Origin of the sequence: Pseudomonas sp. LAP_36, assembly GCF_019456785.1 — a bacterium.
Classification (GTDB): Bacteria; Pseudomonadota; Gammaproteobacteria; order Pseudomonadales; family Pseudomonadaceae; genus Aquipseudomonas; species Aquipseudomonas tritici.
In genome coordinates this window covers 286955-301775 of sequence record NZ_JAHZMS010000002.1, presented here as the reverse complement: position 1 = coordinate 301775, position 14821 = coordinate 286955, and the positions used below count along the sequence as shown (strand labels likewise).

General features: G+C 58.9%; 19 protein-coding genes. 3 read left to right on the top strand and 16 right to left on the bottom strand.

The genetic code is table 11. The annotated features are described in order from the left end of the window. From modB to JBO08_RS06935, 4 genes are all read right to left on the bottom strand, one after another. Entirely contained in the window at positions 1-681 is a 681-nt protein-coding gene (modB, locus tag JBO08_RS06950; RefSeq protein WP_065873026.1) for a molybdate ABC transporter permease subunit, read from the bottom strand. Then, on the bottom strand, positions 682-1434 hold the full coding sequence (gene modA / locus JBO08_RS06945) for a molybdate ABC transporter substrate-binding protein (RefSeq protein ID WP_065873027.1): 753 nt from the start codon (positions 1432-1434) through the stop codon (positions 682-684). It lies immediately after the preceding gene. A 119-nt stretch (positions 1435-1553) separates the two neighbouring features. Further along, entirely contained in the window at positions 1554-2612 is a 1059-nt protein-coding gene (locus JBO08_RS06940) for a nitronate monooxygenase family protein (RefSeq protein WP_065880551.1), read from the bottom strand. Positions 2613-2721: 109 nt separating this feature from the next. Then, entirely contained in the window at positions 2722-3600 is an 879-nt protein-coding gene (locus JBO08_RS06935; RefSeq protein WP_065873029.1) for an alpha/beta fold hydrolase, read from the bottom strand. Between the two features lie 171 nt (positions 3601-3771). Between JBO08_RS06935 and JBO08_RS06930 the strand changes: the two genes are divergently transcribed. Beyond that, positions 3772-4350, top strand: coding sequence for an ABATE domain-containing protein (locus JBO08_RS06930; protein ID WP_065873030.1), 579 nt, complete (start codon positions 3772-3774; stop codon positions 4348-4350). Here the strand turns inward: JBO08_RS06930 and ada are convergent. From ada to JBO08_RS06910, 4 genes are all read right to left on the bottom strand, one after another. Continuing rightward, entirely contained in the window at positions 4347-5393 is a 1047-nt protein-coding gene (gene ada, locus JBO08_RS06925; protein WP_065873031.1) for a bifunctional DNA-binding transcriptional regulator/O6-methylguanine-DNA methyltransferase Ada, read from the bottom strand. The genes JBO08_RS06930 and ada overlap by 4 nt on opposite strands. Before the next feature lie 75 nt (positions 5394-5468). Continuing rightward, on the bottom strand, positions 5469-6134 hold the full coding sequence (gene alkB / locus JBO08_RS06920; protein ID WP_065873032.1) for a DNA oxidative demethylase AlkB: 666 nt from the start codon (positions 6132-6134) through the stop codon (positions 5469-5471). A 4-nt stretch (positions 6135-6138) separates the two neighbouring features. Beyond that, positions 6139-6306, bottom strand: coding sequence for a hypothetical protein (locus JBO08_RS06915; RefSeq protein ID WP_098467678.1), 168 nt, complete (start codon positions 6304-6306; stop codon positions 6139-6141). Positions 6307-6331: 25 nt separating this feature from the next. Continuing rightward, positions 6332-6634 carry a DUF1883 domain-containing protein gene (locus JBO08_RS06910; RefSeq protein ID WP_027606593.1) on the bottom strand — a complete coding sequence of 101 codons (303 nt, stop codon included), beginning with the start codon at positions 6632-6634 and terminating at the stop codon, positions 6332-6334. Between the two features lie 212 nt (positions 6635-6846). Between JBO08_RS06910 and JBO08_RS06905 the strand changes: the two genes are divergently transcribed. Both JBO08_RS06905 and JBO08_RS06900 read left to right on the top strand, forming a co-directional pair. Then, positions 6847-7200, top strand: coding sequence for a hypothetical protein (locus JBO08_RS06905; RefSeq protein ID WP_065873033.1), 354 nt, complete (start codon positions 6847-6849; stop codon positions 7198-7200). 338 nt (positions 7201-7538) lie between these two features. Then, a complete protein-coding gene (locus JBO08_RS06900) occupies positions 7539-7769 on the top strand; it encodes a hypothetical protein (protein WP_065873034.1) in 231 nt (76 codons plus the stop codon). A gap of 9 nt (positions 7770-7778) precedes the next feature. Here the strand turns inward: JBO08_RS06900 and JBO08_RS06895 are convergent, their stop codons facing one another. The 8 genes from JBO08_RS06895 to JBO08_RS06860 all read right to left on the bottom strand — a co-directional run bounded on the left by JBO08_RS06895 (position 7779) and on the right by JBO08_RS06860 (position 14803). Beyond that, a complete protein-coding gene (locus tag JBO08_RS06895) occupies positions 7779-8060 on the bottom strand; it encodes a hypothetical protein (protein WP_065873035.1) in 282 nt (93 codons plus the stop codon). Positions 8061-8228: 168 nt separating this feature from the next. Beyond that, positions 8229-9200 carry a fimbrial protein gene (locus JBO08_RS06890; RefSeq protein ID WP_065880550.1) on the bottom strand — a complete coding sequence of 324 codons (972 nt, stop codon included), beginning with the start codon at positions 9198-9200 and terminating at the stop codon, positions 8229-8231. A gap of 100 nt (positions 9201-9300) precedes the next feature. Continuing rightward, a complete protein-coding gene (locus JBO08_RS06885; RefSeq protein WP_065880549.1) occupies positions 9301-9849 on the bottom strand; it encodes a fimbrial protein in 549 nt (182 codons plus the stop codon). An 11-nt stretch (positions 9850-9860) separates the two neighbouring features. Further along, entirely contained in the window at positions 9861-10340 is a 480-nt protein-coding gene (locus JBO08_RS06880; protein ID WP_065873038.1) for a fimbrial protein, read from the bottom strand. Positions 10341-10369: 29 nt separating this feature from the next. Continuing rightward, positions 10370-10864, bottom strand: coding sequence for a fimbrial protein (locus tag JBO08_RS06875; RefSeq protein WP_065873039.1), 495 nt, complete (start codon positions 10862-10864; stop codon positions 10370-10372). Positions 10865-10874: 10 nt separating this feature from the next. Beyond that, on the bottom strand, positions 10875-11447 hold the full coding sequence (locus JBO08_RS06870) for a fimbrial protein (RefSeq protein ID WP_065880548.1): 573 nt from the start codon (positions 11445-11447) through the stop codon (positions 10875-10877). 21 nt (positions 11448-11468) lie between these two features. Beyond that, positions 11469-12212 (bottom strand): fimbria/pilus periplasmic chaperone, encoded by a 744-nt coding sequence (locus JBO08_RS06865; RefSeq protein ID WP_139113194.1) that lies wholly within the window; start codon positions 12210-12212, stop codon positions 11469-11471. Then, positions 12209-14803, bottom strand: a complete 2595-nt coding sequence (locus tag JBO08_RS06860) for an outer membrane usher protein (protein ID WP_175406703.1) — start codon at positions 14801-14803, stop codon at positions 12209-12211. Before JBO08_RS06860 ends, JBO08_RS06865 begins: the two co-directional genes overlap by 4 nt. Between the last annotated feature and the right edge of the window lie 18 nt (positions 14804-14821).

Genomic DNA, 14821 nt, shown 5'->3' with positions numbered 1-14821 from the left:
TCAGCTCCAGCTCACCTTTGTTTTACGGCTGGAGTAGAGCGCCAGCAACACCAGGAACGCGAACACCACCATGGAGCCGGCCAGCCAATGGGCCTGGGCATATTCCATGGCTTCGACATGGTCGTAGATTTGTACGGAGACCACCCGGGTCTTGTCCGGGATATTGCCGCCGATCATCAGCACCACGCCGAATTCGCCGACGGTGTGCGCAAAACCCAGGATGGAGGCGGTGATAAACCCCGGCCGTGCCAAAGGCAAAATCACCGTAAAAAACGTATCCCAAGGATTGGCGCGCAGGGTCGCGGCCACTTCGAGCGGGCGCGTGCCAATGGCGGAGAAGGCGTTCTGCAAGGGCTGCACTACAAACGGCATGGAATAGATCACCGAACCGATGACCAGCCCGGCGAAGCTGAAGGTGAGGGTGCCCAGGCCCAGCCATTGAGTGAACTGGCCGAAGTAGCCATTGGGGCCCATGGCCAACAGCAGGTAAAAACCAATCACCGTGGGTGGCAACACCAACGGCAAGGCGACGATGGCACCGATGGGGCCGCGCCACCAGGAGCGGGTGCGCGACAGCCACAGGGCGATGGGAGTGCCGATGACCAGCAAGATCACCGTGGTCAGTGAGGCGAGCTGGAGGGTCAACCAGATAGCGGAAAAATCGGCACTCGATAGCGGCATTTAGAGCTCGTAACCGTAGGACTTGATGACGGCAGCGGCTTTAGGCCCCTTGAGGTATTCAACCAGTGCCTTGGCAGCGGCGCTGTCTTTGCCCTTGTTGAGGATGACCGCGTCCTGTTTGATCGGGTCGTGCAGGGAGGCTGGAACGATCCACGCCGAACCGCTGGTGACTTTGCCGTCTTTATAGATCTGCGACAAGGCCACAAAGCCCAGCTCGGCGTTGCCGGTGGACACAAACTGATAGGCCTGGGTGATGTTCTGACCCTCAACGAGCTTGTCCTTGACCTGCTCGGTCAGCCCTTGTTTGGCCAATACTTGGGTCGCGGCCAGGCCGTAAGGTGCCGTTTTCGGGTTGGCAATCGACAGATGTGTGAACTGGTTTTTCTTCAGCACTTCACCTTTGGCATCGACATAACCTTCTTTCGCCGACCACAGGGCCAGGGTGCCAACGGCGTAGGTGAAGCGTGACCCCTTGACGGTATCGCCTTCGGTTTCGAGTTTTTGCGGGGTGGTGTCGTCGGCGCTCAGGAACACTTCGAACGGCGCGCCATTCTTGATCTGGGTGTAGAACTGGCCGGTGGCGCCGTAGGCGGCGACCAGTTTGTGGCCGGTGTCTTTTTCGAAGTCGGCGGCAATCGCCTGGATCGGTGCGGTGAAATTGGCGGCCACGGCCACTTGGACTTCATCGGCCTGCGCCGAGCCAAAGGCCAGCGCCGCGACCAGAACGGCCAGGCGTGAGGCGTGAATCTTCATGAAGCAGCTCCTTTGAGGGTGTACGGCTTGTTATAGATAGAAGGCTTAACCGCTATGTACGAGAATATATAGCGGTTGGCCGGTGCCGGTACAGTGCAAAGTTGCCACGGATGACGGATCTACTTGAGCTTGGCCAGGGCCTGTTCTGCCAGTTCGCGCGTCAGCTCATACGTGGTCGTGTCTTTGCCCAGGCGCAGTGCCTGACCGGACCACAGGTTGCTGAAGCCCGCTTCATCCTTGGCCTTGAGCGGCATCAGCGCGCCGCCTGAGGTCGGGAACGCTGGAGCGGCCGGGTTGATCGCACCCAACTCACGCATCACGCGGTTGACGATGCCGCGTGCCGGGCGGCCGGTAAACAGGTTGGTCAGTGCCGTTTCGCTGGCCTGGGCATGACGCAGCGCATGGTGGTGCGAAGCCGTGACGTTGGCTTCAGGGGTAAACAGGTACGCCGTACCGATCTGCACCGCCGAGGCGCCAAGGGCAAACGCTGCGACAATCCCACGCGCATCGCCGATACCCCCGGCCGCGATCACCGGCACGCGGACGGCGTCGACGACTTGCGGCAACAAGGCGAACAGGCCGATCTGGGTGTTGAGGTCATCGCTGAGAAACAAGCCGCGATGCCCGCCTGCTTCAATGCCCATGGCGATGATTGCATCGCAGCCATGGTGTTCCAGCCAGAGGGCTTCCTCTACGGTGGTGGCCGAGGACAACACCTTGGCGCCGGTGGCTTTTACCCGATCCAGCAGGGACTTTTCCGGCAGGCCAAAGTGAAAACTGACGACCTCGGGGCGGAATGCTTCGACCACCTGGCAGGCGGCGTCATTGAAGGGGGCACGGTTGGACACCGGTGTTGGCGCATCAAAGTCGGCACCCAATTCGCGGTAGTAGGGTTCCAGCAATTCTTTCCAGCGTCGATCGCCTGCGGCGTCAGGTTGCGGGGGTTGATGGCAGAAGAAATTGACGTTGACCGGGCGCGTGCTGGCCTGGCGGATGGCGGTCAGCGCTTCGCGCAGTTGCTCGATACTCAGTGCGGCGGCCGGCAATGAACCCAGCGCGCCCGCATTATTGGCGGCGATCACCATGGCAGTGGTGGTGCCTACCGCCATTGGGGCCTGGATGATCGGCACTTCGATGCCCAACAGGTCGAGAAGGCGGGTGTCTGGCCAAGTGCTCATGGGGTGCGTCTCCAGCGTTAGTGAGGCTTCACGCTGTTTTAACAGGGCCCCTGGCACCCGGCCAGTCTGTTTTATTCACTGGACGAACGTGCCGTTTCGTGGTGCGCCATCAGTCAATGGCATGGCCCACGACGGCGTGAATTCGCTCGGCGATATGTGCCGCATGGGTTTCCAGGGCGAAGTGGCCAGTGTCGAGCAGTTCCACCACGGCGTTGGGGTTGTCGGTCTTGTAGGCGTGTGCGCCTGGCGGAATGAAGAAGGGATCGTTCTGGCCCCAGATCACCAGCGTTGGCACGTGCGTCGTCTTGAAAAAGGCCTGGAACGCCGGGTACAGCGTCAGGTTGTTACGGTAGTCGAGGAACAGGTCCAGCTGGATCTCGTCATTGCCGGGACGCTGCATGAGCAGGACATCCAGCATGTAGGATTCCGGCGCCACGCGCTCGGGGTGGTTTACACCGTGCAGGTACTGGTAGCGCGTGCCTTCCAGGCTGATCACCGCGCTGCGGATGACTTCGCGGTTGGCTTGGCTCGGTTCGGCCCAGTAGGTGCGGATCGGTGCCCAAGCATCGCCCAGGCCCTCCAAGTACGCATTCCCGTTTTGCGAAACCAGCGCGCTGACCCGTTCCGGGTGAGCCACCGCGAGGCGCAGACCAACCGGTGCGCCGTAATCGAAGACATACAGCGCGTAACGGCTCAGCGCCAGCGCATCGACAAAATGCTCAACCGTGACTGCCAGGTTATCGAAGCTGTAGTGATAATTGCGCTCGGCCGGTACCTCGGTGAAGCCGAAGCCCGGTAAATCTGGCGCGATGACCCGAAAACGCGTGGCGAGCAGGGGGATCAGGTCGCGGTACATGTGCGACGAGCTGGGGAAACCATGCAGCAGCAACATGACGGGGGCCGCCGGGTCACCGGCTTCTCGATAGAACATGCGTACGCCATCGACATCGATGTGGCGGTAGTGAACAACGGGGGCTGGAGTGGTCATGATGAGGCACCTATGTAACTTGATTGGATTGATATACGGGTTACTTTTTCAAAAGCTGCGCTCAAAAATGTAACCTGTCAAATTGTTTATATTGGTTAGCTAAGTGTTCTTTGTAACTACCCGGATGAATTAATAGCGGTTACGATAGAAGCGCGCCCAAGAGGATTGAACATGACCACCCACGCAGCCCTGGAACCCTATGTCCTTGCCGATCACCCGGTACTGGACATGCTCAACACCCGCGCCAACGTCGACGGCGAGCCCTTCGAGTTCTGGCAGGCTGACGCCGATGTTGCGCGCTGGTTGGTCCGCTTGGGCTGGGTCGAGGAGGGTGCGACGCCTGCGTTCGAGGACGGGGCGTTACTGGCAACGGCGAAGACGCTGCGGGAAGTGATCCGGGCCTTGCTGGAGGCACGCAAGGCGGGCGAGCAAGCTGATCCGGCGGCGCTCAATGGCTTTTTGCGCAAGGCCGTCAGCCATCCACAGCTGTCCTGGCCGGCACCGGGTGAATTGCAGTTGGTGCGTGAGCGCAAACTGCAAACGCCGGAACAGTTTCTTTCGCCGATCGCCGAAGCCGCCGCTACCTTGCTCGTGGATGCAGATTTCAACCTGATCCGCACCTGCGAACACCCTGAATGCGTGCTGTGGTTCTACGACCGTACCAAAGCGCATAAGCGTCGCTGGTGCAGCATGGCGCTGTGTGGCAACCGTCATAAAGTCGCCGAGTTCCGCAAGCGCAAGCAGGGTTAGATTTTGCTCTCACGCTCCAGCAGCTGCTGCTTGCGCTCCACGCCCCAGCGATAGCCCGAGAGGTCGCCATTGCTGCGCACTACGCGGTGGCAAGGGATTGCCACCGCGAGGCTGTTAGCGCCACAGGCCTGGGCCACTGCGCGGAACGACTTAGGCGCACCGATCCGCGCTGCAATCTGCGCGTAGCTGGCCGTGCTCCCCGGAGGGATATCGCGCAAGGCTTGCCATACGCGCTCCTGAAACGCGGTACCACGCAGATCCAGCGGCAAGTCCAGGCCAAGCGCGGGCGCTTCGATAAACCCCACGACCTGGGCGACCAGCTGTTCGAAGTGCGGGTCGGCGCCCACCAGCTCGGCTTTGGGAAATTGATCCTGCAGATCACGCGCCAACCGGTCCGGGTCATCTCCGAGCAAAATCGCGCACACACCACGGGCACTTTGCGCCACCAGGATTGCACCCAGCGAGCATTGCCCGATGGCAAACAGGATCGCAGTGTTAGTGCCGCCGGCTTTGTAGTCGCTGGGCTTCATGCCAAGCAATTGATCTGCGGATTCATAAAAGCGGCTGTTGGAGTTGAAGCCTGCGTCATACAGCGCATCGGTCACCGAGTGCGGGCCCCTGAGGCCATCGCGCACTTTGCGTGAACGATGGGCGCTGGCGTAGCCCTTGGGGGTCAGGCCGGTGACGGCTTTGAACACGCGGTGAAAATGGAAGGGGCTCAGCTTGGCTTGCGTGGCCAGCGTGTTCAGGCTGGGCGGGGTGTCGGCCTGTTCGATATGCCGGCAGGCGTCGGCCACCCGTTGTGCATGGTGTGCTGCCAGTTGCGTCTGGTCGCCGGCAGCGCGTTTGCTGGCGCGATAACCCGCCGCTTCGGCCTGTGCAGCCGTGTCGAAGAACTCGATATTTTCCGGGCGCGGCAAGCGCGAAGCGCTGCTCGGGCGACAGTACACGCCGGTGGTCTTCACACCATAGACGAACAGCGCATCGGCTTTGGGATCACGGGCCAGAATGGCGGCCCAGCGGGGGTCTTGTTCGGTGGTCATGGTCGGCACTCTTGACGGGTCCTGGCCAGATTAGTCGTGCCGTGAACACCTGGCACTCTGAAGCTTGCGGTCAAATCAGCCGGCAGTGCGAAAGGTGAGATTGATGCGTTGCGCGCCCATGACCGGGTGCACGCCTTCCTTGATCGGCATCACCCCATGAAAACGCAAGCGGTCCACGCCGCCCCACACCACCACGTCGCCATGGAACAGCGAGACTTTCTGGGGCTTGTCACTGCGCTCGTGCCCGCCAAACAGAAAAATCGCCGGCAACCCAAAAGAGACCGACACCACCGGTTCGCTGTAGCGGCGCTCATCTTTGTCCTGGTGCAGGGCCATTTTCGCGCCGGGTACATAACGGTTGATCAGGCAGGCGTCGGGCGCAAAGTTGAGAAAGCCGGCTTCTGCCGCTGCCAACACGGCCAATTGGCGCAAGGCGTCCGGCATCTGCGGCCATGGCTGAAGGTTGCGCGGGTCCAATGGCGAGTAGCGATAGCCCGAGGCATCAGTGGTCCAGCCCAGATCGCCGCAACTGCTCAATGCAGCCGACATGGTAAAGCCACCAGGTGTCACCATGTGCCGAAACGGTGATTGAGCCAGCACCCGTCGCAGTTCCGGCAGAAGACGCTCAACCCAGGGCAGGGCGTAGCCTCTTAGCACGTAGGACTGTTCGCCAATTTGCTCGCGCCCTGCGGGTTGCTGCAAGGCGTCATCGGCGAACAGATCAGTCGTGAGGCCAGGCATTGACTTACAGTGCCTTGCTCACGTTGATGTCGGTGATTTCATCACTGGCATCGTGAATTTTCGCCAGGGCTTGCTTGGCTTCTTCTACGCTGTTGGTGTGCAGTTGAGCGAACTCAAAGCGGCGTTCGCCGTTGAGCTTGTATTTGATTACGTACTTGGTGGTAGCGGTCACGGCTATTTCCTATTGACTGTTCGGATCAGCTCAGTTTGGTGCTGGTGCGACGCACAATGCGAATCTTGTGGGACAGCGCGGGTTTGCGGGTCACGCTGATTGCGCGGCGCGTGACCACGTCCAGGGTGATGTTCCAGAACCCGGTGCTCGGTGCGGTGATTTTGGCAGGGAACGTGTCGAAGGCGCCGCCGTGGTAGGTGTGGCGACCGCCGTTCTTGAAGCTGCGAAAATTCGCGTCGCTCATCAGACGGATATTACAAGTCTGCGAGCATTCGATGACGACAATGTCTCCCTCGTTGAGGTGCTCGCGCTGGTGGATGAATTTCATGGGGGTGTCTCCAGAAGGGCTTTTTCTGAAAAATCAGAACGATACGTAGGTTAAGATGGAGTTTATCAGCCCCAGCACGTTTATTATCGGGTCGTCTTCAACGACATCGACAATTTAAAACAGTTATTTACCGAGTTATCAGGGATAAATCCTACTTGGGCGGGAGAAATTTACCATCCCCGCTGTCGTAGGCTCTTTATCGGAGGTTTTATATGAAGTGGAGTGTGTTGGTTCTGGCCCTGGCGATTGGTGGGTGTGCTTCGGTTGCAGATATCAAGCAGACGCCGCCGACCTTGGCGGTCATTTCCGGGAAAAAACCACAGGAATACGCCGCGTGCGTGGTACAGAAATTGTCGGCGACTCGCCGGCCGCCGCAGATTGAACCGCGTAAGGAAGGGGGTATGCAGGTGATTGTGCCGCAGAAGTTTTCCGCCGACCCTTCGGCAATTTTCGAAATTGATGAACGTTCCAGTGGTAGCAGCATCAAGCTCTACGAGAGCATGTCCAATGTGCCGATCCGTCCGGGTGACGTGAAAAAAGCTGGCGAAGAGTGCATCTCCGGCTGATATAGCCCGTTTCACCCTGTTACTTCTAATCCGATAAAAAGCCTGGTCCCACCATCGTGGTGCCAGGCTTTTTGTTGGGCCCGATTTGGGAATTGTCGCGACGGGATAATCCCCCCTAGCCTTTTTAGGTTTATGCCATAAGCGCCTAAGCTTATAACTATAAAAATGGAGTCGTGATGATGTCGCTGAATCGGGTACTGATGGGGCCAATCTCAACGGCCAAACCGTAGAAGGCGTGCTGAACGGGCAAGGCATCCGTTAAACTGTTGTCCGATCAATGCAAAAATGTCGCGCAAACCCTCGGTTTGTGCGGCATTTGTCTATTCGGGAAGTCATTCATGAAGCGTGAACACGTCAGCGCTCGCCAGGCCGAAGGCCAGATATCGGCGACTCACATTATCCAGAATCCGGCCGACCTGGGGGAGTGGATCGTATTCTTCAAGAAAAGCGGCGGCCGCAGTTTTTTCCTGGTGGATGATCAGGATGAAATCGAGTCGTTCGCGCGCCTGGATGACCTGGTAGAGACCATCCGCAGCCTGGGCATCAAGTTCGCCGATATTCAGTTGTAGGCGAAACGCTTACTTGCAGACCACCACCACACTGCGACTTTTGAAGTTGCCCACATCCTGCCCCAGGGTCTTGTCACTTTCCTTGAGCGAAGGCGTGCCCTCGGTGCCGACGATACGGTAGCCGGTGCCCGCACACGAGGCATCCGCCTTTTCGTAGCAACTGGCCCAGGAGTTGGCCTCGCCCGAACAGTCAATGGTCAGGCCTTGTTCGCCGTTTTTCAGGTAGACGTCAGAAGTGGTGGTGCAGCCGGCGAGCGCCAGTACCGCAGTCAGTGCCAGAATCTTGTTCATGAGTTGGGTCGTCGTCGAGGGTGTAGGAGGAGGGCGCTGACACTGTCGTGGGGCGTTGGTGCAGGATTATAGCGAACTGCCACCTGGTGCGCAGTCAAAGAATGTACTCCGCGACTGCGCACCCTTGGGTTGGGCATAAATGCCTTGGACTTCAGTGTCTGGCGCAGGTCATGGCACCCCCATCACGAGTACGCCGCTCCCGCTTATGGTTCCAGCGGCAGGCAACGAACCCGCTCGCCGTACCAAAGCAAACGTCACATCGTCGCCGCCGACACTGTTGGTGATCTGGGTCAGGAACTTACCGTTCACTTGCACGGCGGATCCCGCTCGCACAAGCGCCGTACCGACGTTCGGGTTGGTCATTACCAGCAGGCGTGTGTCAAACGACGACGGGTTGCCTTTGTACGTGATGGTGATCGGTGTGGTGATGCCGGCGTTCGGGCAGGAGTAGGTGAGCCTGCGGTTGCTGCGGATGGGCGTTGTGAGCGGGTCGGTGCCAATTGCCCGCTGGTTTACGGTGCCGAAGTCTATATTGATCGGGTTGTTATTGTTGATCGTGCACGTTGACGGAGAGATGGAGAAATTGTTGGCCGCGGTATATGTCAGCGCAAGCGTTGAACTGCCGGAATTGTAGTTATTTGTCTGGTCGAGATTGAGCCGCCCCAGCACATCTCCGACTCGGATATCGATAGGGTTACTCGGATTGTTACGGACCAAAATGTAGGGGGTGACATTGACCGGTACGCCGACGGAGTTGTTCAGCATGGTCGTCGTCCGGATACCATTTGGAATGGGGGTGTTGTAGAAACTGCCGTTGATCCGCAGCCCCGTGCCTTGGTTAGTGAATTTGGGTCCAGGCACCCAGGCGGGCCCGACTCTTGCCGACGTTGCCCAGTAGTCGGTATACCAGGGCTGGCTACCGCCGTAGTGGGAAAATCGACATTCCAGCCTGACCCCTTCGAGCATTATTCGGGTTTTGTCCGCACCCAGTTGGACGGTCACGGGGACCTGCAAGTTGAGTGTCCCGCCGGAGCCGACGAATATCCAAGGCCCACCATTCACGCGGCAATCGGTTGCCTTCGCGGTTGAGGTCACGCCAATCAAGACGAGAAGCACCATGGCTGCATAAAGTCGTTTCATCTTTCTCTCTCGTTGCGCATCTCTCCAGGCAGTGCCCGGTGAACATTCAGTTCGGGGTGGCACTGGCGTCGGTTAGAGATGTGAGGTTTGTCCAGGGCTGTTATGGATAATCCAGCGTAAAGGTCGAGGTCACCGTGTAGGCGCCAGGCCCGATCGTCTGATCCCTGATCGCATTTGGCTCGCCTTTTACATAAGCCTTGAGTTCAATCACATTGCTGCCATTGCTCAGTACCTGTTCATCACTGGGGGTATTGAGGGGCAAAGGCTTGTCGTCCGGCGTCTCTATGCCAACGCCGATACCGGAAGCAATACTTCCGCCATCCAGGGCGAACAACCCAGGCAGCGCCATATTTTCTCTACCGCCCAGGGTGATGGTCACTGTCTTGCCAATTGCGGTGTCGCACGCCTCCAGGTGCAATCTGAACCCCTTACCCTGCGTGCGGGTGTTGATGTAGAGGTGCTTACTGGTCACGTCCCAAAGTTCGAGCGCGATGGCCTCGTCGCCAGGGCGGATCGTGCAGGCCTGTTCAACCAGATTGCCCTTGAACCTCAGGTTATCCACGGCATGCCCCGTGGGAATGAGGCCGAAGCAAAGCAGGAGTGCCAACCCAGCGTGGGGCCGGCGCTCATGAACCCTTTGATATGGCATACGCCCGACTCCTATTGGTATTCGGCCAGCAATGTGGCCACTGCCGTAAACCGTGCGGGGGCAAGGACTGCGCCCGGCCGTTGCACAGGGACCACTTCCAGTACCGGCGGCGACGAGAGGGTGATATCCAGTGGCGTGTTGAGTTGGAACGGCACATTGTTCTGGAACAAGCGGATACCCAGTTCAGGCACACTGCTCTGCACCGCCGATGCGTCAAACGTCGTTGCTGTACCGTTAACGCTCAACTTCAGGAGCCAGGGCATCGTGGTCGCACCGCAACTGATGGTGTAGCCAACGCCTTTGCGGTATCTCACACCATCGATCAGCTTGGTGCCGATATCCCCGAAATCGACTTCAATCGTGCTGCCCGCGTCAATCGTGCAGGGGGGCGGCTCGTTGAGCGTTCCGCTGAACGTCAAGTTCGCCGACGCAGCACTGCAAAGGCTGATGCAACACAAGGCGAGCAACGCGTGGCGTGGCCTGAATGTCATTGATCGTTTCTCTTTATTGATAAGCGGCTTCATTGGTAATCGATCACCAGGGTGGCGGCTGCATCAAATGCCCCCCCGGTCAGTTGGCTGCCCGCGCGTTTGACAGGTACCGCCTGCACAGCCGGAAAATTCGGGTAGGTAAAATTCACCACAGTATTCAATGGCCAGTCACTGCCATTGACGAGCAGCTTGACGCCGAGGTCAGTTTTGCGGGTTACCAGCACACGGCTATCAAACGCAGCACCCGTGCCCCTGAGCTGAAGGGTCAGCGCATTGCTGAAGGGGGAGTCGCAGGTGACGGTATAAGGCACATTTTTACGATAGTTAACGCCGTCAATCCGGGACGTCAGCAGGTCATTGCCAAAAGGCACATCCAGCGTGTTGCCCCCATTAATCACACAGGGTGGCGGCGCGATGATCACCGCGCGGATGGTCAGGTTGGTGTTGGCCTGCACACTGAGGCTGACGGCCCAAAGCAGGCCGCCCATGATAAGAATGGCCCGCGAGCCGGTTGTCCTAGCCATCGTTATGCCCTTACTCATAATTGAGCCTGAAATCCACCACGGCCCGAAAGGCGCCACTGGTCAGCGAGGCGGAGGTGCGCGTCGGCCTGACAGTCCAGACCTGGGTGTTACTGCCCAAGGGCAGGAACAAGGGTTCACCCCTGAAACCCAGTTGCACATCTCGTCCCAGTGCATCGGTCAAGTGCAGGCCCATGCCGGAAACCCCTTGAACCTTGACCAGGCGTGGATCATCGGCATCAGCCGGCGCCAGAAACGTCACCGACAACACCGGTTGGAAAGCACTCCAGGCCAGGTTTCCCGTACGTTCGCTGCGGACGCTGCCGGCCGTGCGATGGCAATCGGTAAACCGCACCTCGAAGGCCACCGGCTTTGCCTGGTCTCCTGGCCGTTGCAGTTGACTGGCTGACACTGCACCCAGGTCGATCGTTTGATGAAGCGATGTCATTTCCAGGTTGCAGGGCGTTTCATGCATCGTCCCGGAAATATTCAACATTCCATTCATCCCTTCGACGTCTGCCGCCTGGGCGCTTTGCAACAAGGCCAGTAGCAGGCCGCCCAAGACCTTCATTTGCTGCGACTTCATGACGTTCTCCGGCAGCGGGCGCTACTCATTAGGCGCGTTGACTTTGCACGTGTTGCCACTGCAGGTGAAGGCGAGCAGCGGACGTCCACCGTAGTCGTTGACGTAGGACAAATAAGGCGTGGTGCCGAGCGCGGCGGCGGTGGGGCCCAAGGTCAGCGCGCCTTTGGGTGGCACCATCTGTGGCTCGAAGCCCGCCACGGTTTTGCCGTCCTTGGTGCTGCGCGCATCCACCAGGGTCACGTAGTACGGCGTGGGGTTATTCACCGTGTATCGCTCGCCTTCGAGGGTCAGGGTGAGCTTTTCCTGCCAGGGGTTGGACAAGTCTTGTTGGCTTGGGGTAATGGCTTGGGGCCGGTAGAACAACTTGATGCGGGTCTGCAGCGCAATTTGCAGGGTATTGGCCTTGTCGGTGCGTGGCGGAATTTCCCTCAAATTGAAGTAGAAAACCGTTTCGCGATCCTGTGGCAGCGAATTTGCAGCGGGCAACGCCTGTACCTTGACCTGGCTTTGCTTGCCCGGCTCAAGACGTTGAACCGGCGGCAACACGATCAGGGGCGAGGTGATCTTTTTTCCCTCTTCATCTTCCAGCCAGCCCTGGGCCAGATACGGCAGTTGGGTATTGTTGTTGGTGATGTTGACGCTGGTGGCATTTTTGCCTCCATCAAAAATCACGCGGGTACGGTCCAGGCCGACGGCGGCGTTGGCACACGGGCTCAAGCCTACGGCCAGCAATGTGAGGGCGGGGAGTGAGAGACGAATGTTCATGAGGATGTGTTCTCCGTTTCGATGCTGTTGTCGGTCAGCGCTGCTGGATCGGGCGAGGTCTGTTCACTGGCGACCGTCCGGCAGCCCAGTTGCAGGGTGTCGGTCAAGCCATCGGCGGGTAAGGTGTCGGGGAGGGTGAGCACGCATTGTTCGGCGCCGCCCCAGCTCACGGTCATTTGCGCGCCGGCCTGGATACCGCTGAGGTAGACCGCGCCGCCGTCATTCACAATGCCGGTGTCCTGCTGCCGCGCATTCTTCACCGTCGCGCCGAACGGCGGCGTGCTGCCATCCGCCAGACGCACAACCGCCATGGCTTTTTCGCCGGCAATCACGTCCAGGCTGCGGTATCCGATGGCGCCCTCGGTGAGGGTCAACTGGGCAACGGACTGCGTGGCTTCGACGTTCACCGGCAGGCTTTCCAGGTCGACACTGGCCGCTGTGCGCTGATAGCTGCTGATATCGGAAATAACGGCTTTGCCGAAGGCATTGCTGCGTGTTGGGGTGCCGTAGCCTCGCACCGGCACATCGGGTACGCCTGCGGTATCGACCATCAGGCGGGTGCCGCCAGTGCTGTTGGTGCGATGCAGCGCCCCTCCGTGAGGCGTCAGCGTGCCACCACCCCGTGCGGAAACGCTGAGGCTGGCGTACCTGCCTTCTTGTTGGCTGGCTGCCAGATCGATATCTGCCTGATCTCCAACATGGCTCAGGTACCCACTGGCCGCTTTATCGCCGACGCTGAGCTGGTAGCTGTTACGTTCATCGAGGCGATCACTGTAGCGCGTGGATAACGCGTTCTTACCTGCGGTTCGACTGGCGTCCAGGGCCAGTGTGCCGGTGCGGCCCAGGGGCAGACTGACCGACAACGTCACGCCGTTATCCTTATAGTTGTAGTCAAGCGTACGGTATACATTCAGGGACGCACTCATATTCTTGATACTGCCCACATTGAAATAACGTGCTACTGATAAGTTCCAGCGCTGCGTCGCGGGCCGTGCCCAATAAGTTTGTTTGTTGTAGCTTGCATACACGGTGGCGCCCAAGTCACGGAACTGCTTATTAACGGTCGCCGTGTACAGTGCCTTGCTGTCGCCAATGGGTTTCCAACTACTGTCGCGCTCGTTACGCCCGGAAAGTTCGCCGTTCAATCCATAATGGCGAGCATCCAGGTACTCGCTCATGCTTAAGTAATTCCTTTCGGAAAAGCGATAACCTGCAAAAGTAATCTGGCTGTCGTACTGTTCAAAGTGCTTGGAGTATTGAAGGCGGTAGGATTTACCCGCCAATGTTTGATTCCATAGCGTGGCGTGGGACTGAGTGGCATCCAGCGAGACCGCACCGAACATCAACAAGTCACGCCCAACGCCCACAGACAATGCGTGGTAGTTGTTATCCGTTATTGCGCCGCCATACAGCGACCAGCCATTACTGACACCCCACGAGAACTCGCCGCTGCCAAAAAAATCGCCATCGGCGTTGTAATGAAGATTCGATGGGCGGCCAGCCGCCAGTTTGTAGCGCACCTGGCCAGGGCGGGTCAGGTAAGGAACACCGGCGGTATCCATCTGGAAGCTATGCACTGAGCCATCCTGTTCCTCCACCCGCACATCCAGCCTGCCACTGACGGCGTCATTGAGGTCCTGGATCCGAAAGGGGCCTGCCGCCACTAGCGTTTCATAGAGCACACGCCCTTGCTGGCTGATGATGACCCTGGCGTTGGTTTTAGCCACTCCGACAACTTCCGGTGCGTAACCACGCAGGTTGGGAGGTAACTGGCTTTCGTCCGAGTTGAGCGCGGCGCCGGTATACCGGAAGCTGTCAAACAGGTCCGAATACAGGTAGTCCTCGCCAACGATAAGGCGCGCCTTCAGTGCCGGGATGGCGCGATAAGCGTAATAACGACTCCACTCCAGCTTCGGCTGGTTGGATGCATTTTCGCGGTCTCTGTCGACGCGCCCCTGCCAATCCGCCCGCAGCCGCCAAGCGCCGGCGTTAGCCCCCAGCGTGCCGTTGCCGGAGAAATTGTTTCTCGCCTGCTCATGCTTTTGGTAGGTGGACTGGGCCGTTACGTTGTAGTCCATCAGCAGCCCGGGCACCCCATCATCCCAGCGCGAGGGGGGATCCCAATTGATGGTGCTGTATTCAAGGTAGGCTTGGGGGAGGTTGATGTTCAGCGTAGAGGTCGCCAGATCTCCGCTGACCTCCATGCCTGGCAAGCTTTGAATATCCAGGCATTCGCCGCCTCTCCACCACAAGCGCTCTGCGTCTCCAGACGCTTTCAGGCCCAGTTGCTCGACAATATCGGACGATAAGCAGGCCTGGCTGCCTTTGGGGTCGTTATCGGGGGGGTAAAATGCCACCGACTGCTCAGCGATCGGCTGGCTGTTGAGCTGCACGACCATGGCGTAGGTGCCCGGCAGGATAAATCCGCTGCGCGCAAACTGGGACAAGTCAATATTGGTGCGATCACTGAGATCAAGCACGTCGGTATTAAACTCGATATCCCCGGCGCCCAATGCAGTCCCGGCGAGCGACATAACCCCGCCGAAGAAACCTGGACGCAACGCATGTTTGATTTTCGACGCATTCAACATGAAGGCAATCCATCACTG